At 27.5% G+C, this 18,376-nt stretch carries 16 protein-coding genes and 1 tRNA gene; 11 read left to right on the plus strand and 6 right to left on the minus strand.

What is annotated here, in order from left to right; translation table 11 throughout:
* Position 1 precedes the first annotated feature (1 nt).
* From HA151_RS06920 to HA151_RS06940, 5 genes are read left to right on the plus strand one after another with little or no spacing between them, the layout of a single operon-like run.
* Entirely contained in the window at positions 2–670 is a 669-nt protein-coding gene (locus HA151_RS06920) for an SGNH/GDSL hydrolase family protein (RefSeq protein ID WP_209106750.1), read from the plus strand.
* Positions 670–1,419 carry a formyltransferase family protein gene (locus tag HA151_RS06925; RefSeq protein WP_209106751.1) on the plus strand — a complete coding sequence of 250 codons (750 nt, stop codon included), beginning with the start codon at positions 670–672 and terminating at the stop codon, positions 1,417–1,419. The genes HA151_RS06920 and HA151_RS06925 overlap by 1 nt, the downstream gene beginning before the upstream one ends.
* Positions 1,416–2,495, plus strand: a complete 1,080-nt coding sequence (locus HA151_RS06930) for an NAD-dependent epimerase/dehydratase family protein (RefSeq protein WP_209106752.1) — start codon at positions 1,416–1,418, stop codon at positions 2,493–2,495. The genes HA151_RS06925 and HA151_RS06930 overlap by 4 nt, the downstream gene beginning before the upstream one ends.
* Positions 2,496–3,800: a hypothetical protein gene (locus tag HA151_RS06935; RefSeq protein WP_209106753.1), complete on the plus strand. Its 1,305-nt coding sequence runs from the start codon at positions 2,496–2,498 to the stop codon at positions 3,798–3,800.
* Entirely contained in the window at positions 3,793–5,097 is a 1,305-nt protein-coding gene (locus HA151_RS06940; RefSeq protein WP_209106754.1) for a lipopolysaccharide biosynthesis protein, read from the plus strand. The genes HA151_RS06935 and HA151_RS06940 overlap by 8 nt, the downstream gene beginning before the upstream one ends.
* A 71-nt stretch (positions 5,098–5,168) precedes the next feature.
* Here the strand turns inward: HA151_RS06940 and HA151_RS06945 are convergent, their stop codons facing one another.
* Entirely contained in the window at positions 5,169–5,939 is a 771-nt protein-coding gene (locus tag HA151_RS06945) for a 5'-methylthioadenosine/adenosylhomocysteine nucleosidase (RefSeq protein WP_209106755.1), read from the minus strand.
* Between the two features lie 26 nt (positions 5,940–5,965).
* Here HA151_RS06945 and HA151_RS06950 point away from each other — a divergent pair, with 26 nt between their 5' ends.
* The 4 genes from HA151_RS06950 (at position 5,966) to HA151_RS06965 (ending at position 10,108) form a co-directional block, all read left to right on the plus strand.
* On the plus strand, positions 5,966–6,484 hold the full coding sequence (locus HA151_RS06950) for an adenine phosphoribosyltransferase (protein WP_209106756.1): 519 nt from the start codon (positions 5,966–5,968) through the stop codon (positions 6,482–6,484).
* A gap of 413 nt (positions 6,485–6,897) precedes the next feature.
* On the plus strand, positions 6,898–7,575 hold the full coding sequence (locus tag HA151_RS06955; RefSeq protein WP_209106757.1) for an SDR family oxidoreductase: 678 nt from the start codon (positions 6,898–6,900) through the stop codon (positions 7,573–7,575).
* Positions 7,575–8,714 (plus strand): GNAT family N-acetyltransferase, encoded by a 1,140-nt coding sequence (locus HA151_RS06960; RefSeq protein WP_209106758.1) that lies wholly within the window; start codon positions 7,575–7,577, stop codon positions 8,712–8,714. Before HA151_RS06955 ends, HA151_RS06960 begins: the two co-directional genes overlap by 1 nt.
* Positions 8,714–10,108 carry a hypothetical protein gene (locus HA151_RS06965; RefSeq protein WP_209106759.1) on the plus strand — a complete coding sequence of 465 codons (1,395 nt, stop codon included), beginning with the start codon at positions 8,714–8,716 and terminating at the stop codon, positions 10,106–10,108. Before HA151_RS06960 ends, HA151_RS06965 begins: the two co-directional genes overlap by 1 nt.
* Positions 10,109–10,249: 141 nt before the next feature.
* Here HA151_RS06965 and HA151_RS06970 read toward each other — a convergent pair.
* Positions 10,250–10,322, minus strand: a tRNA-Ala gene (locus HA151_RS06970).
* Between the two features lie 198 nt (positions 10,323–10,520).
* Here HA151_RS06970 and gmd point away from each other — a divergent pair.
* Entirely contained in the window at positions 10,521–11,612 is a 1,092-nt protein-coding gene (gene gmd / locus HA151_RS06975) for a GDP-mannose 4,6-dehydratase (RefSeq protein ID WP_209106760.1), read from the plus strand.
* Positions 11,612–12,652: a GDP-L-fucose synthase family protein gene (locus HA151_RS06980; RefSeq protein ID WP_209106761.1), complete on the plus strand. Its 1,041-nt coding sequence runs from the start codon at positions 11,612–11,614 to the stop codon at positions 12,650–12,652. The genes gmd and HA151_RS06980 overlap by 1 nt, the downstream gene beginning before the upstream one ends.
* A 25-nt stretch (positions 12,653–12,677) precedes the next feature.
* On the opposite strand, the gene HA151_RS06985 is transcribed toward HA151_RS06980, so the two are convergent.
* The 4 genes from HA151_RS06985 to ftsH form a co-directional block, all read right to left on the minus strand.
* A complete protein-coding gene (locus HA151_RS06985; protein ID WP_209106762.1) occupies positions 12,678–14,801 on the minus strand; it encodes a DUF3769 domain-containing protein in 2,124 nt (707 codons plus the stop codon).
* A 74-nt stretch (positions 14,802–14,875) separates the two neighbouring features.
* Positions 14,876–15,493, minus strand: coding sequence for a transcriptional repressor LexA (lexA, locus tag HA151_RS06990; protein ID WP_209106763.1), 618 nt, complete (start codon positions 15,491–15,493; stop codon positions 14,876–14,878).
* 56 nt (positions 15,494–15,549) lie between these two features.
* A complete protein-coding gene (argF, locus tag HA151_RS06995) occupies positions 15,550–16,476 on the minus strand; it encodes an ornithine carbamoyltransferase (protein WP_209106764.1) in 927 nt (308 codons plus the stop codon).
* A 27-nt stretch (positions 16,477–16,503) separates the two neighbouring features.
* Entirely contained in the window at positions 16,504–18,366 is a 1,863-nt protein-coding gene (ftsH, locus tag HA151_RS07000; RefSeq protein ID WP_209106765.1) for an ATP-dependent zinc metalloprotease FtsH, read from the minus strand.
* Between the last annotated feature and the right edge of the window lie 10 nt (positions 18,367–18,376).

Below are 18,376 nucleotides of genomic sequence, written 5' to 3' on the forward strand. Positions count from 1 at the left end.
TTTGGAAAAATTAAATTATAAAGTTTACATTTTTAGTGACTCTATAGGATTTGGACAACTTGTAAGTCCCTCTGAAACATGGGTAAATGATTTATCGGATAAACTAATAAATTTAAAAAAAAGTTATGATATTCTTCTTCAAAATCCAAGTATTAATGGATGCACTACGAGACAAGCTTTGGAGAGACTTTATTTTGACTGTACCTCTCATAAGCCAGATTTAGTAATAATACAATTTGGACTTAATGATTGTAATTTCTGGGATACAGATTATGGATTACCAAGAGTGAGTCCAAATTCTTTCATAGAAAATTTGAATGAAATAATAATCAGGATTTATGCGTCTGGAGCAAAAAAATGTTTTATAAATACTAATCATCCTACTTCTAAAGGATTAATAACTAAATTAAGAAATATAAATTACGAACAGAAAAATAAAGAATATAATACTTACATAAGGGAAGTTCATACAAATTTACATAAAAAGTTTAATTTAGAAATTATTGATATAGAAAATTATTGGAACAAACATATTACCGAAAATTCTAATTTGAATTCTAAAAATCTATTACTTCCTGATGGTATTCATTTAAGTATTAGAGGTCATAATTTATATAAGAATATTATTAATAAAAGAATAATCAATTATATTGAAGAAAATTTAGATTGATGAATATTTTTTTACTGGGTTCAGGTAAGTTTTTTGAGAATTATTTAAATAACTATCTTAATAAAGAAATTTCGCATAAAATAATTTTCTGTCTTACCGATAAAAAAAATATAATAAATTTCAAAAACAAAGTAAATAATATAAATTTCTTTGAAATATCAACAAATTATCATGATGAAAAAATCATAGAAAACATTATTTTAGAAGAAAAAATTGACCTAATTTTATCTATCCAATATAAATGGATAATATCTGAAAAGATTATTAATTTGATTAATCATAAAATAATAAATTTTCATAATGCAAAATTACCTGAATATAGAGGTCATCATGCCTTAACTCATGAAATAATTAATGAAGAAAAAAAGCATACATGTACTATTCATTGGATAGATAAGGTAGTTGATCAAGGAAAGATAATTTTATCTGAATCTTTTGAAATTGAAGATAATGAAACAGCTCATAGCCTATTATTGAAATCAATAAATATTGGTACTCACTTATTAGAGAAACTAATGGATAATCTAGAAAAAATATACAAAAATCATGAAGGAGAAAAAATTAATGATTTAGGTAAATTTTATTCCAAAAAAGATATCGAAAAATTAAAGAATATTAATCCAAGTTGGGATTTTAAAAAAGTCGAAAAAATTGTAAGAGCATGTTATTGTCCTCCATATGAACCCGCTTTCATTAAAAATAATGGAAAGAAAATTTATCTTTTTCCCGAGAACTATTTAATAAAATGACCAAAGTTAGAGATAATTTAAAGGATTCTAAGATATTAATAGTAGGTGGTGCAGGATTTGTTGGAAGTAATTTATGTTCTTTAATTATAAAAAATTATGATCCTAAATATATTTTGATAATTGATAATTTACTTTCTTCAACTGCAGATAATATAGTCAGGAATAAAAAAATAAAATTTATTTATGGATCAATCATATCTGATGAAATACTTTTTCAGATTCCAGAAGATATTGATTATGTATTTAATCTTGCCTGCTATCATGGAAATCAGTCTTCTATAAAAAATCCTATTGAAGATCATAATAATAACTTACTTCCAAACCTTAAACTTTATAACCATATTAAAAACTTCCCAAACCTTAAAGCTGTTATATATTCAGCAGCTGGTTGTGCGGTAGCAAGTAAAACATATAAAAAAGCAACGGCAACATTCGAGAGTGATAATGTCGATTTATTTCAAGATAGTCCCTATTCAATATCAAAATTAGTCGGAGAATTATATGGTAATTACTTTTTTAAGCAATTTGATTTACCATTCATAAAAGCAAGATTTCAAAATGTTTATGGTCCTAAAGAAATTTTAGGTGCTGGTAGTTGGAGAGGTACATCACATACTATTTGGAGAAACGTTATTCCAACTTTTATTTGGAAATCAATAAATAATGAAAGTTTAAAATTATATAATGGCGGTGAAGCTACGAGGGATTTCATTTATGTAGAAGATATATCTAAGGGTCTAGTAGATATAGCTCAGAAGGGCAAACCCGGAGAATCATATAATTTAGCTTCTGGCTTTGAAACTTCTATAAAAGATTTAGCAATTTTGATAAATAAATTTACTGGAAATAAAAGGGATTTGGATTTACTACCAAAAAGAAACTGGGATAACTCTGGAAAAAGATTCGGAAGTACAATTAAATCAAAAAATGAGTTAGGTTTTACCGCCAGTACATCACTTGAAAAAGGAATTCAAAAAACAATTAAATGGACAAAGGATAATTATTCAGATATTCAAAAACATATTGAAAAACATCTTTCAATTTTATCTTTTTTTGATGATAGAAATATAAAATAAATGAATATACTTTGTTTAAGTAGGTTAGAACATCCAAAGAAAAGATTTAAAACCAATAATCAATTAGAAAATATATTTAATAAATTATCAGATAAAAATAATGTTATCGTTCATAATTCAAATATTAAACTACCTAATTATTTTAAGAATTTAGATTATCAATTAATTGTTTTATTTTCTTCTTTTTTAAGTGCTAGAAATGATAGAAATTCATTTAAAAAGATCTTAAAAGAATATGATTTTATTAAGAACTCAAATGCTTATAAAGTAGCTATGCCCCAAGATGATTATGAGGGTTCTTCACTTCTTGATGAATTGATGTGTAATTGGGAAATAGATAAATTATTTACAGTATGTCCAGATAAATGGGATATTCTTTATCCAAAATTTAATTGTCAAGGCAAAATTGAGATTGGTTATACAGGTTATATAAATGATGAAATAATAAAATACTGGGAAAAACCAAAACATTTCAAAGATAGAAAAATTGATATCTTTTATAGAGCCTCAAATTTACCTGCTAATTATGGATTTTTAGGACAATTAAAAAAGGAAATCGCAGAAAGATTTTTAAATCATCCTATACTATTAAAAGACTTTAATATTGATATATCCACGAAAAAGGAAGATCTTTTATTAGGAGAAGATTGGTATAAACGATTGGGTGATTCGAAATTCTGTTTAGTAGCACCTTCTGGAAGTTCTCTTCATGATCCAAAAGGACTAATTAGAGAAAGTATTATAAATTTTATAAAATCAAATGGCTCAATTCAGTTTAAAGATATAGAAAATAAATGCTTCAAAAATCAAGATAAAAAAAATATTTTTACAATGATATCTCCAAGAAATATCGAAGCTGCTTTATCCAAAACAGTTCAAATTGCACTAATAGATTCATATTCAAATATCATGTCGCCAGATGTTCACTATATTCCTTTAAATAAAGACTATTCAAATATTGATGAGGTTATAAAAAAATTAAAAAATGAAAAATTATATAATAAAATTGCATCACAATGCAAAGAAAAATTTATTGGTATCAAGGAATTAAGAGAAGAATATTTAGTAGAAAGAATATTATCACTTACAATTAATAAGATGAATAAGAATGATCTTTTTATTAAAAAAACAAATAAAATATTTTTTTACTTTAATAGTTGGATTTTATTAATTAAAGAATTTTCTTACTGGAAATATTATTCTTTAATAATAAAAATAATAAAGCTAACTAAATTTATAATCCCCAAAAAGCGATTCGATAAACTGAAGAATTTTATATTAAATATTTTTAATCCTTTTGACTGAAATTAATATGAAAATAAAAAGTGCAATTTTTTTAACTGAAATAAAAGAGTTTTTTCTAAACAAAAGAAATTATTATATTTATTTTGGAAGCAATATTCTATATAATCTAGTTCCAATATTATTACTGCCTGTAATAAGTAGAATTTACGATCCTGAAGTTATAAGTAATTATTCTTTAATTATTGGAGCATCTATAATATTTAGTAATTTTTCATCTTTAGCTTTAGAAAATACTATATATATAGAAAAAAAATATGAGAATCAACAATATACTCTTCTTATACCAATATTTATCTCCTTTTTATTAAATCTAATAATTTATATATTTTTGTTTATATATACGAAGAGTAACTTCTCACATAGTGATCAAAATTTCATCCTATTTATTCCTCTAATTTCTTGGATTTATAATATTTATAGAACCTTCAAAAACTTTGTCATTAGATATAAAAAAATAAATATAATAACCTATTGCAAACTTATTTTCTCAACCTTATTAGCATCATTATCTTTACTTTTAGGTATTTATGGATATGGAACATCAGGCCTGATTTATTCTTTGATAATAACTAATACTGTGGTAACAATTTACCTAATTTCTCAAGTAAATAAGTATATAGATCTCAAAATAAACTTATTAAAATTCTTTTTTATTACAAAAAGATTTTTAAAAAAATATATTTCTTATATTTTTTGGACAAATCCATCAAATATCATGTCTACATCAAATAATTTTATAACTATTTTTTTAATTGGTAAATTTTATGGCTTATATATTCTTGGGCAGTATGTATTCGCAACAAAAGTAATGGAGTTTCCTCTGTCAATCTTATCCTCCACAATTCAAGATATTTTTATTAAAAATAGTACTAATGAAATCGAGAATAATGGAAATGCAAAAATAACCTTTATAAGATTTCTTTTATTGAACTTATTTATTGCAACTTTTTTTCTTTTCCCATTTTATTTGATTTTCCCAAAATTTATCCCAATAGTATTTGGCGCTAAGTGGATTGATTCTGTAATATTAGTAAAATCAACTATTATTCTTGTTTATTTTAGGTTTATCTCAAGTCCATTAAGCATGATTTGGATTATAAGAAAAAAAGAGAAATATAATTTTTATTGGCAAATGATCAACCTATTGTTGGGAGTTACATCAATTTGTTTAGTTCAATTTATGAATAAAAGTATTTCTTTATCTAATTTACTTATTATTCACAGTTTAGTTGTTTCTTTTTGGTACATTGTAGCGATATTAGGATCTTACTTTTTTTCAAAAATTCAAAAGACATAAATTACTTTATTTAATAAAAAATTTATTCAATAATATACAAAATTATAAAAGAAGAAGAATTAAAATTTAACTTATTTATTTTTTAATACTTCTAAAAAACTTTTAATTAATGCAAAGGAATTCAATTTATATTCTTTTAAAAAATCTTCAAAATCATTAGAAGCATTTGAATTTGCTGTATCTGAGATAACTCGCATGACAAGCCAGTCTACTTTTTCTTGAAAGGCGACTTGAGCAAATGCAGCTCCTTCCATTTCGACAGCATAAAGCTCAGGTATTTCTTTTAATAAATTATTAATTTTATTATTATTAGAAATAAACATATCCCCAGTCCCTATTAAACCTTTATACAAAGAACCAAATTTAGAAAAATCATCATTAATTAAATTATTTTTTAAGTTATTGAATACATTCTCTAATAAATAATGGCATGGATAAATTTTCTTCTGATTAATTGAGGGAATAACATACTTATCAAATAATGGTCTTGCATCCATATCATGCTGAATAAGAGAGTCAGCGAGGATAACATCCCATTGTTTTAATCTTTTATTAATACCTCCAGCAACTCCTGTGAAAAGAATAAAATCAATAGGAAGGTGATAATCTGTTGATAATAATCTTGTAGTAGCTCTAGCTGCACTTACCTTTCCCCATCCACTCCAAGCTGTAGTTACAAATATTTCTTTTGAACTATCGATATTAATATAACCAGAAAATAATTCAAAATCGCCAAACTTATAAGATTTTGCATTTTTAAGATTATCTAAAATAATACCTACTTCTTCAGGCATAGCTGAGAGAATACCAATATGAGAATAATCTTTTTTATTATTTAGCAATATAATTAAATTAAATCAGTAGAATTATGTTATCAGAAAGGCTTAAAAACACAATAAAAGATTATCCTGACTTCCCGAAAAAAGATATTATTTTCAAAGATATTAGTCCAATAATTGCAAATCCAGAATTATTCTCAGATCTGATTGATAAAATTGTGAAATATTCTTTTTTCAAAGATGCTGATGCGATAATCGCTATTGATGCAAGAGGATTTATTTTTGGTAGTCCAATAGCTAAAATAGTAAAAAAACCGCTAATAATGGCAAGAAAAAAAAATAAACTGCCTGGATTAGTTTTAGAAAAAAGCTATGGTTTGGAATATAGTCAAGACATTTTAACTATACAAGAGGATGCAATTTTACCATTTAAAAAGTTTGTGATTGTTGATGATCTTTTAGCAACTGGAGGGACCGTTCAATGTGTAATTGATATGTTAAAGAAAAAAAACAAAAAAATATTAGCTTTATCTGTAATTATTGAATTAGGTTTTTTAGAAGGCGCAAAGTCTTTAGACATCCCAATATATTCAGAAGTTAAATATTAAATAGTTTTTATTTATATAGATATCCAATAGAATGATTAATGCTTTTTTACATCGCCAACATAATAAATTTAAACAGAATTAAAAATTCTTCATAAGAGATTTGAAGCAATCGAAAGTTTAGAACTTAATTATGAACATAGAGAGTTTTTATTAAAACAAAATTTAATGAAAATGGTCATCATCTAGCGAATGGATAAATTGCAGAGATTTATGCATGTTATGAATTTTTAAAAACTTAAATTGGATGAAAATTTCATATTTAAAATTTTATTGATTCAATACTAACTTTCTGTTTATATTCTTATTTGTTAAAACAAAATATATTAAAAATTGCTTAGCAAAAAGAAATATGTTTTTAGTTGCTTAATTTACTTGTAAATATATAATTGAAAAAAAATATTATTAAGATATTAATGAAAATAATTACTGGGGCATCTTCTGGGATAGGTAAATCATTAGTAGAAAATATAGACGATAAAGAATCTCTTATTCTTATCTCTCGAAGAGATCCTAAAGTACCAAAAGCTCAATATATCTATTGCGATTTCACTGATAAAGGTCAACTTAATGATCTGATAGTAAAAATTAAAAATATAACTTCAAAGATTGATTTAATAGTTCATAGTGCTGGAATAATGAAAAGCACTGCTAGTAATAAATTAGGCATACAAGAATTGAATGATAGTTATATGGTAAATACTTTGGCTCCTTTATTTATTACATCTAGTTTAATGAAAGAATTATCAAGAGTAAAAGGTACTGCAATTGCAATATCAAGTATTGCCTCTATGCTAGATATACATGGAGAGGTAATTTATTCATCTTCAAAGGCTGCCTTGGATAAAGGCTTTGAAATATTAGCTGCAGATTTATCTCGTTTAGGAGTAAGTTTTATTAAAATTCATCCTTGTCTAATTGATACCCCAATGACAGAAAATCTTTCAAAGATGCAAAAAGAATTTATGATATCTAAGCAGTCTTCTAAAGCATCTCCAACTCCTGAAGAAATTGCAAAATATATTTTATCTCTTAAAGACCAGCCTAAATTTATATCTGGTAGTTCAATTTTATTTGGTGGAGTAAGGCGTTAATGGTTGATAAAAAAAAATTTATTAATCCTAAAGAAGATAAATTAATTTTAAGATGGGCTAATGATAATGATTTAGAAAATGTCAATGCATTTTACAATAAATATTACAAAACAAATAGAACAATCAATCAGGCTAAATGGATTTTTATTAATAAGATAATTAAATCTAAAGATAAATTTTTAGCAATAGCTGAATTAAATGGAGAAATAGTTGGAACACAAGCTTTGATTCCAATGATTTTTAGGTTAGATAAAAGAACATTTTTCACAGCCAAAAGTGAAGAGACATTAGTTATTAGGAAAGCATACAAATACAATACATTTTCCAGATTATATGAATTTATATTGGTAAATATTGAAAAATATGATTTTAAGTTTATTTGGGGTTTTACTCCTAAAATTAAGTCATTTAATAGAATTGGCTTTTCTTCACCATATCAAACAAAAAGCTGGATAAAGTTGATAAGATCTGATGCTTTGCAATATTATCTATCAGAAAAAAATAATTATTTAAATTATTTATCATTCATTTCAAGAATTATAATTTTCTATCAATTAGTAATTTCATTCATAACAAATTTAATTTATAAAGTCAGATCCAATAGGAAAAACTTTATTCTAATTAAAGATATCAAATTTTCAGAGGAACTTTTTTTAACATATGTAAATAATATTAATAAAAATAATAAAGATATTTTTATTGAAAGAAATAAAGACTTTTTTAGTTGGAGATTCGCACAGAACCCATTTTGCAAACCAATTACTATTTTCGCTTTTGATCATTCGAAAAGTAAATTACCCTTAGGATATATTTTTTTTGGAATGAATGAGGATAGAAGGGCATGTATTATTGATTTCTCTATAAAAGATAATACTAATGGACATAAAATTGGTAATGCTTTAATAAATGAATTAGAAAAAAGAGTATTTAATATGGGGGCTCACTCTATATATACATGGGATCCTAATATAAATAATTCTATATTTAGAAATTGTTTGAGAAGAAAAGGTTTTATTTTTTTTAATAAAGGCTCTGATTTTGTTTTTAAAAATATTTCTAATGATAAGAGATATAACTGGGAGAATTTATCTGAAAATTTTTTATTTACAAGATTAATGAATTTAGGATCTATCTTTTAATGGAATCAAAGATACAAATTTTTATTTTATTAATTAAGAATCTTAAAATCTTATCTAAATTTCAATTTAATGATAAAGGATTTTCTGTCTTTTCAAAAATAAAATTTATAAACATAAATGATCAAAATAATATTTCTTCAAAGCTAAAATCTGCTATATTAATTCCTCTAAATCCCATAAAATCAAAAAATCAAGAAACAATTAGTTGGCAAACAAATATTGATAATGTTGATTTGATTCTTTGGGATAAAATTTTAAAACCAAAAAAATGGCACTCTTACCCTTCAAATGAAAATCCTTTATTTTATTTTGATACAAAAAGAAATTTAATATTGCCTTCTTGGGATATTATTTCTTCTTTTCAGTTATTTATTAACAGTGACAACAGTAATAAAAATAAAGATAAATTGGGAAGGATAATTAGTAATAAAGTTGAATATCATAATTTAAGACTTGATAATCAACCGCATTTAAATAATGCAAATTTTATATTCCTCAAAGCGACCTTATTAATTAATAATTTTTCAGAACCTGTAGAGAAATTTATATCCCCAATAAAATTAATTATTTCACATGATATAGATTTATTACGCTCAAATGATTTCTTATCCCAATCAATAAGAAGTTATAGGTTATTATTAGCATTTATTAAATTTAATTTTAAAGATATAAAAAAATATTTCAGTGGATTTATAAGGGCAATTTTTTTTCCATATAGAAATTATGGAAATTCTATATTTGGAATGATAGATATTGAAAGACAATTTGACTATAAATCATCTTTTTATTTTTTATTTGGGAAGAGGGGAAGATATGGTCCAAGATCATCTGAAAGAGAAACTTTAAATTTTGCAAGGTCGATTCCTGAAGGTTGGTCAATCGGATTACATTATAATTTCGATAGCTTTAAAAATGATAAAAGTTTAAAAAATCAATTATTAGTGCTTAGAAGAAATTTAAAAAAGAAAGTTATATCTGGAAGAGCACATTATTTTATTTTCGATTTCCATAAGGATGCAAAATTACTAAATGATTGTGGAATAAAGATTGATGAAAGCTTATCTTGGCATGATTCATTAGGCTTTAGATTTGGGATTGCAGGTCCATTAATTCATCAAAGCCAAAATATTAAAACATTATTTATTCCTACAATTTTTATGGATCAATTATTTTGGCATTCTGATAACAAAGATGAATTTAATCTTGAATATGAACATTTGAAAAAAGTTGGAGGTATTATTTCTTTTTTAGTTCATAATGATATTTTCTTTAATAAAGAATATCCTCAATTTATTGGGAAGTATCAAAAACTTTTAAGAAAATTATATGAAGATAATTTAATATGTTGTCTACCAGAAGATATTTATAATATAAGTAAACCTTTTTTGAGTTAATTGATTAAGTTTTTTCTCGAGGATAAATTTTTATCTTGAAAATATACATAACAAAATTGCTCAAAAAACCCTAGAAAATTTGCTGCAAATATTTTTTATCTCTAAACAGTCTCTGAAAACCTATGCCTTAATCATAAAAAGTGGAGCCAAGGGAACTCGAATCCCTGACCCCCTGCATGCCATGCAGGTGCTCTACCAGCTGAGCTATGGCCCCTTAACATAAATAATAATTAAACTTTAGGCTTTAAATCACAATTGCTCTAGATAAGTAAATAATTTTTTATTTTTCAAGTTTTAAAAATATGTACTTTAATTCAATTAATTTATTTAAGAAAGTTTTTAAATATAAATTTCTGGTTAATAATAAAGATAAATTATAGAATCAAATAAGTACTTCAAAAGTTTCAATTATATGAAAAAAAAAGCACTAATTACTGGAGTTACTGGTCAAGATGGAAGTTACTTATCAGAATTCCTTCTCCAAAAAGATTATGAAGTACATGGAATAAAAAGAAGAGCAAGTTCTTTTAATACTCAAAGAATTGACCATTTATATCAAGACCCCCATACTGAGAATCCAAATTTCTTTCTCCATTATGGAGATCTAACAGACAGTATCAATTTAATGAATATCATCCAAAAAGTGAAGCCAGATGAAATTTATAATCTTGGTGCTCAAAGTCATGTGGCAGTAAGTTTTGAATCTCCTGAATATACGGCAAATAGCGATGCTTTAGGAACCTTAAGAATTCTAGAAGCTATAAGAATTTTAAAATTAGTTGAAAAAACAAAATTTTATCAGGCAAGTACATCAGAACTTTATGGATTAGTACAGGAAGTACCTCAAAGTGAAAAGACTCCTTTCTATCCCAGAAGCCCTTATGGAGTTGCAAAGTTATACGCACACTGGATAACTATAAACTATAGAGAGTCTTATGGCATATTTGCATGTAATGGCATCTTATTTAATCATGAAAGTCCAAGAAGAGGTGAAACTTTTGTCACCAGAAAAATTACAAGAGGCCTATCACAAATTGATCTTGGGCTTTCAGAATATTTATATATGGGAAATATTGATGCCATAAGAGATTGGGGACATGCAAAAGATTATGTCGAGATTCAATGGAGAATACTTCAGCAAGAAAAGCCTGATGATTATGTAGTAGCTACTGGAAGGCAAGAGAGTGTTAGAAAATTTATAGATCTTGCTGCTCAACAGCTAGGCTGGGGAGGGATTTATTGGGAAGGATCTGGAGTTAATGAAGTCGGTAGAAGAAAAGATAATAAGAAAATAGTTATTAAGATAGATAAAAAGTATTTTCGTCCCTGCGAAGTAAATACACTGGTTGGAGATTCAACTAAAGCGAACAAAGAATTAGGTTGGTATCCAAAAACAAAACTTGAGGATTTAGTGAATGATATGATTCAAAATGATAAAGAGTTAGCTCAAAAGGAATCTCTTCTAATTAAGAAAGGATATGAATTAAATTTACCAAAAGAATAATGCTCAATTATTTAGAGAAAAATGAAAGTTTTTATGTGGCTGGGCATAATGGAATGGTGGGACAAGCCATAGTCAAATCACTTTTAAAAAAAGGATACTGCAATGACAAATATGGAGGCAAAATATTTCTTAATACAAGAAAAGATCTAGATTTAACTTCATATCAAAACGTTTTATCCTGGTTTAAAGCAAAAAAACCTTCAATTGTTATTATTGCCGCAGCAAAGGTTGGTGGAATTTATGCAAATAATAAATACCCTTATGAATTTATATCTGAGAATTTGAAAATCCAACAAAATATTATCGAGGCGGCATGGCTAAGTGGAGCAAAAAGATTATTATTTTTAGGAAGCAGTTGCATATATCCTAAGTTTCCAAATCTCCCAATAAAAGAAGAAGAGCTTTTAGGCTCACACCTAGAAAAAACGAACGAACCTTATGCAATAGCCAAAATTGCTGGATTAAAATTATGCGAAACTATTAGAACTCAATATGGATTTGATGCAATTTCACTAATGCCAACAAACTTATATGGTCCTGGAGATAATTACCATACAGAAAATAGTCATGTTTTGGCAGCACTATTAAAGAAATTCATCTTAGCAAAAAAAAATAATTCCAATTTTGTAACATGTTGGGGATCAGGAAAGCCCTTAAGGGAATTTTTACATGTTGATGATTTTGCTTCAGCTTGTATTCATGTTTTAGAAAAATGGAATCCTGACGATAATTACGCTCCAAAAAAAAATAATAATGAAAAGCTTTATTATCTTAATGTTGGCTCTGGAGAAGAAATATCAATTAAAGAACTTGCTGAAAAAATAGCTATCTTTTGTCAATTCGAGGGCAAGATTATTTGGGATCAAAGCAAACCTGATGGTACATATAGAAAAAATTTAGACATATCAAGAATACATTCACTAGGCTGGCACTCAAAAATTCCTTTAGAAAAAGGAATAAAAAAGCTAATTAAAGAAATAGTAAATACATTAGCTAATGATGATATTAATAATCTGGAATATTTAAAAAACTTTTTTTAAATAACTACTTTTAATAAAGAAAAACCTAAAAACTTGGAGAATTATTTTTGTAACCAAAATCAAATATTTCAAAACCAAAAAATACTGTTTTTTCCTCTTCTAAATAAGAGAGTTTTACAGAATATGCCCTTCTGCTTATACCAATTGTATACTCTTTATTTTCTAAATTACCATAAGAAGAAGAATTAGTATTGATATTATAATCTGCTTTAATACCCATAATAATAGGACCATATAATTGCTGATTTAAACCTATTTTTATTCTTGAATCATTATTAAATCCATCAAAAGCAAAAGGACTATTTCCCTTTTTTACAATAAATTGAGGGATAATTTCAAACTCTGTAAAATCGAAAAGTCTTTGACTTAACTTTCCATAAACAACTTTTGGACCTAACTCAAAGGAATAAATAGATTGTGAACTAGCATTACTATATTCATAAGTACCTGAAGATATCTTAGTATTTAAGAAAAGGCCTTGATTTACGATACTAGAAGAAAATTTATTAGTTTGATTATATTTCTGATTTTTGGGACCAAAATCAACTAATTTATAATTTTGAGATATAGATGAAATATAACCATATCTACTTAAATCTAAAAGATCGTTATTTTCATTTCTTTTAGCATTGAAATCTCCAAGGTCTAATATTAAGCTATAGATTTTTTCTGTATTATCTTTCTCAATCGTGTAATTACTGTAAATTTTACCTCCATAAGCAGTATAGATATCATCTTTATCGTAGATACCATATAAGCCAAAATCCAAGGAATAATTCTTATATGGATTACCTAAATTACGATAATTACATATTTGGTTAAAATTATTTGTCTCATCATTCGTTATGCTTATAAGATTTTTTGATAATTGTAAATCAGAGGAAATTGAATCATATAGTCTTTCTGGATTAAATGTCTTTAAATTTGAATTTATTTTTAAATACCAGTCAGAGAATGTTCCAGAAATATATGCATTTAAACCAAAATAATCAGATATATCTAAATTATCGACCTTAACATTATCACTAAATAAAGAAGAGTTTTTTTGCCTAAAAGCATTTGATTCCCCCTTGATAGCTCTTTGAATCAAAAAATAAGGAATTATATCCAATTGAATATTTCTTGATAAATCGACTTGATCGAATTTTCTTGATATGAATACCCCATCTTTATCATCTTCTGAATAACCTATTCCCCACCTTGCATAAACCTCACTATCTTTAATAGTTCTTTTACCTAATGGTATTACAAACTTATCATCTAAAATAATTCTACTAGAATTACTTGATAAATTAATTTTTCCATTATTAATTTCCCCTGAAAAATTCTTACTTTTGAGTAAAAGCTGAGGTTTGTTGTAAGGGTCATTTGTAAAATAAATTAAATCAGTATTCCATGAATTCTGGTTCAAAAATATTTTTTCTGATTTGAATCGCCATTTATTTATTGTCTCAAAATCTAGATTTAATGATGGTTGTAAATTTAACTGACTTTTAAGTGTAAGGATACTGTTATCTAGCAATTCAACTTCGGAGGGTAAATCGATAGTATTTGCTTCATTTGTTGGACAATTCTCATCTTCAAATAAATTATTTTTGAAATTTAAATCTTCGCTTATAGTTTTTAAATTTATTAATCCATATACATTTTTGAGAACACCACTAGAGTTTAAAAAATCATATTCGAGATAATCTCCATCTAAAAATTGGTCGCCGCTTTCAAATGTAAATTTCCCATAGACCTTAAAGATCTTGTTTTTTCTATCAAAAGATATTTTTTGGGATTCAAAAACTCCATTAGATAAAATAATTTTTACATTGCCTTCTGCAAAAAAAACATCATTCCTAGAATATTGGATATCAGATTCTATTTCATATCCTATTTTTTCATTACTTCTTTCAGAAATGGCTTCATTAGAAATAAAAATATTTTCAAATATTTCTTTTAATTCTATATCTTCTTTAATTAAGATATTTTTAAATTGATCATCTAATAGATAATTCTTTTCAGAAATAGTAGCTAAAAAATTAGCGGACTCTTTTTTTGAAGTATGGCAATTCTGAAAAAAACATTTTGCAAATAAAGAATTATTGCCAAAGGAAATAAAACAATTTATAAATATTATTAGATAAAAAATATTTTTTTTCAACAGCTTTACCTAGTAAATATTTATCATATATTAATTTTTGATTTAATTAAGTTGAGTTTTAAATTTTTTATAAATTATATTTTTCTCCAAACAGCTAAAAGTTTACCTTGAAAAACAACCTGATCTAAATTTAGCTCAATAGGCTCATATGAGGGATTAGCCGCCTCTAAAAAAATCTTTTCACCCCTTTTAAAAAAATACTTAAGGGTAGTTCCCAAACCTGGAACCATCGCACTTACTATTGTGCCATTCCTTAATGAGTAGGAATCATTTATTGGTTCCATTAAAACCATATCTCCATTAGCAATACAGGCATCAATCATGGAGTCTCCATTAACAGTTAAAGCAAATACATCTTTTCTTTGGAAAACCTCAGATATATCTAAACTTTCATTAACATCTGCATAAGTCTCAATTAATCCTCCAGCAGCAATAGATCCCATAATTGGAATTCCATTTATGATATCCTCAACTATTTGAAGAGTTCTTGCTTTACCTTCTTGCCAAGAGATATAACCTTTCTCTTGCAAATGTCTTAATCTACTTTGGATAGGTGCTGGAGATTTCAATCCCATAGCCTGCATCATTTGCCTAATAGAGGGGCTATGCTGATAACTTTTCATATAATCTTTTATCCATCCAAGAAGCTCATTTTGAGCATCTGTAAGATTTACCTCCGATGAATTAGCCATAAAACAAATGTACTCTAATACATTTGTACCTCTTCAGATCAAAGATTGCAATATTTTCAAGAAATAAGGCAAGATAAAAGAGCTTGCTGAGAATACATTCTATTTTCAGCTTGGTCAAATATCCTACTCTTACTACTTTCAAATACTTTATCAGTAATCTCTTTAGATCTATAGGCTGGAAGGCAATGAAGAATAATTGCATCTTTATCAGCCTTATTTACTAAATCACTATCAATAGTAAATCCACGAAAAACTTTATCTTTTTTTTCTTTTTGCTTTTCTTCCCCCATAGATGACCAAACATCTGTATAGAGAACATTTGCCCCTAAAGCAGCAGCATTGGGATCATTTGTGATTTTCAATAAATTTTTATTTTTGTATATTTCATAGGCTTTATTGATTACAAGAGAATTTGGTTCATAACCTTTAGGGCATGCAATTCTAACTTCGATCCCTAATAAAGCTCCGCACAAAATAAGAGAGTTAGCGACATTATTACCATCACCTATAAAAGCCAAGACCACATTTTTCAAATCAACAAATTCCTCTTTAATTGTCATAAAATCAGCCAAAGCCTGACAAGGGTGTTCTAAATCTGTAAGGGCGTTGATAACTGGTTTAGAGGACCATTTTGCATACTCTTCTAAATCAGAGTGTTTAAAAGTTCTTATAGCAATAACATCACAATATCTACTTAACACTCTTGCTGTATCTCTTATTGGTTCGCCTCTTCCAATTTGGGAAGTGGAGGGATTTAGATCAACTGTTGTGCCGCCAAGTCTTGACATCGCCACCTGAAAACTAACCCTTGTACGAGTAGAGGACTTATCAAAAATAAGTCCCAAAACTTTATCTTCGAGTTTAATATTTAAGTCTTTGTTTTTAAAATTTTTAGCAATTTTTAAAATATGAAAAAATTCCTCAATTGATATATCCAAGCTTGATAAAAAATTTTCATTTGCAAGCTTGATTGGTTTTAGCATCTAACTAAGTATTAAACCTAAATTCTACTATGCAGGCATTTTACTTTCTGCTAAAAGAGTTTTGAGATCCTCACCTTCTATGACTTCCTCTTTGAGGATTTTTTGAGAAATTGATTCAAGAAGAGATAGATTGTTCCTCAAGATATTAAGTGCAGTTTCATGTGCATCATCGACTAGATCTCTAACCTCTTTATCTATTGCTTGAGCAGTAGCATCGCTAACAGATCTTCTAGGATTATTTCCATTTCCTAAAAACTGACCTCCACCTTGTTTATCGTAAGCAAGGGGGCCAAGAATATCACTCATTCCGAAAGTCCCAACCATCTGTTCTGCTATATCAGTAGCTCTTTGTAAATCATTTGAAGCGCCAGTTGTTATTTTCCCAAATACAACCTCTTCTGCTGATCTTCCTCCAAGAAGTGTAGCTATTTGTCCTTTTAGTTCTTCCTTCGAATTCAAGAATCTTTCTTCAGTTGGCAATTGAAGAGTATAACCAAGTGCACTCATACCTCTGGGAACAATTGAAATTTTTGCAACTTTTGAACCTCCTGGCATGAGATGACCAACTATTGCATGACCAACTTCATGATACGCAACGACTTTCTTTTCATCATCTTGCAAAACACGGCTTTTCTTTTCCAAACCAGCAACAACTCTTTCAATTGCCTCACTTAAGTCTTGTTGTTCTACACTTTTTCTTTTTGCTCTGGCTGCAAGTAAAGCAGCTTCATTGACCATGTTAGCCAAATCAGCGCCTGCGAAACCACTTGTAGCTTGGGCAATAGAATCTAAGTCTATTGAATCTGCAAGCTTTACTTTTTTTGTATAAATTTCTAATATTGTTTTTCTACCTGATAAATCGGGTCTATCAACTAAAACTTGTCTATCAAATCTACCAGGTCTTAAAAGTGCTGCGTCAAGAACTTCAGGCTGGTTGGTGGCTGCTAATACTATGACCGGCTTATCAGCGGATGCAAATCCGTCCATTTCGGTTAAAAGCTGATTTAAAGTTTGTTCTCTCTCATCATTACCACCAACAACTCCCATTGAACCTGATCGACTTTTTCCAATAGCATCTAATTCATCGATAAATATGATACATGGCGCTTTTTTCTTAGCCTGTTCAAATAAATCTCTAACTCTTGCTGCTCCTGCCCCCACAAAAAGTTCAACGAATTCAGAACCAGAGATAATAAAGAAAGGGACTTCTGCTTCACCCGCAACAGCTTTTGAAAGAAGAGTCTTTCCTGTTCCTGGAGGTCCTACAAGAAGTACACCTTTAGGGATTCGTGCTCCTATATCAGTATATCTCTCTGGTTTTTTTAAAAAATCAACTATTTCTGTTAATTCATCTTTAGCTTCATCAACACCAGCTACATCTGCAAAAGTTACTTTCGATTCATCATCGGGCACATAAACTTTAGCTTTACTTTTAGTAAAACTTAAAGCTCCTTGAGCACCCCCGCCTCCCATACTTCTTCTGGCGAAGAATTGTAAAACAAGAATAAAAATCAAAGGAGGAACAACCCAGCTCAAAATGGTTGAAAAGAAATTAGGTTTCTTTGGAGGCGCGGCAGCGAATTCGACCCCTTTGCTTTCTAACCTTTGTGGGAGGTCCATATCAAAAATTGGGGTAGTTGCTAAAACTGAAGGTGCCCCTTCTTCAGCTCCATTTAACTCATATCTAATTTGTTCTTGAGTGATATAAGCACGCTTAACCTCTCCATCATTAACCTGATCAATAAATAAAGAGTAAGGAACTCTAGGGATTTGCATATTTTGGTTAGGGAAAAGACTACTAAACAAAAGTAATGCTCCAACCCCAATCAATATAATATTTACAATTCCAAATCTTCTATTAGGTTGATTATCGTCTTGTCTTATTGGCATAGTTGTGGAC

Origin of the sequence: Prochlorococcus marinus XMU1419, from assembly GCF_017695955.1 — a bacterium.
Taxonomy (GTDB): domain Bacteria; phylum Cyanobacteriota; class Cyanobacteriia; order PCC-6307; family Cyanobiaceae; genus Prochlorococcus_A; species Prochlorococcus_A marinus_AD.

What these genes read in the sequence shown, in the direction of transcription:
- HA151_RS06925 (WP_209106751.1), top strand. Translation starts at nt 670, where the DNA reads ATGAATATTTTTTTACTGGGTTCAGGTAAGTTTTTTGAGAATTATTTA.
- HA151_RS06930 (WP_209106752.1), top strand. Translation starts at nt 1,416, where the DNA reads ATGACCAAAGTTAGAGATAATTTAAAGGATTCTAAGATATTAATAGTA.
- HA151_RS06935 (WP_209106753.1), top strand. Translation starts at nt 2,496, where the DNA reads ATGAATATACTTTGTTTAAGTAGGTTAGAACATCCAAAGAAAAGATTT.
- HA151_RS06950 (WP_209106756.1), top strand. Translation starts at nt 5,966, where the DNA reads ATGTTATCAGAAAGGCTTAAAAACACAATAAAAGATTATCCTGACTTC.
- HA151_RS06955 (WP_209106757.1), top strand. Translation starts at nt 6,898, where the DNA reads ATGAAAATAATTACTGGGGCATCTTCTGGGATAGGTAAATCATTAGTA.
- HA151_RS06960 (WP_209106758.1), top strand. Translation starts at nt 7,575, where the DNA reads ATGGTTGATAAAAAAAAATTTATTAATCCTAAAGAAGATAAATTAATT.
- HA151_RS06965 (WP_209106759.1), top strand. Translation starts at nt 8,714, where the DNA reads ATGGAATCAAAGATACAAATTTTTATTTTATTAATTAAGAATCTTAAA.
- gmd (WP_209106760.1), top strand. Translation starts at nt 10,521, where the DNA reads ATGAAAAAAAAAGCACTAATTACTGGAGTTACTGGTCAAGATGGAAGT.
- HA151_RS06980 (WP_209106761.1), top strand. Translation starts at nt 11,612, where the DNA reads ATGCTCAATTATTTAGAGAAAAATGAAAGTTTTTATGTGGCTGGGCAT.
- lexA (WP_209106763.1), bottom strand. Translation starts at nt 15,493, where the DNA reads ATGGCTAATTCATCGGAGGTAAATCTTACAGATGCTCAAAATGAGCTT.
- argF (WP_209106764.1), bottom strand. Translation starts at nt 16,476, where the DNA reads ATGCTAAAACCAATCAAGCTTGCAAATGAAAATTTTTTATCAAGCTTG.
- ftsH (WP_209106765.1), bottom strand. Translation starts at nt 18,366, where the DNA reads ATGCCAATAAGACAAGACGATAATCAACCTAATAGAAGATTTGGAATT.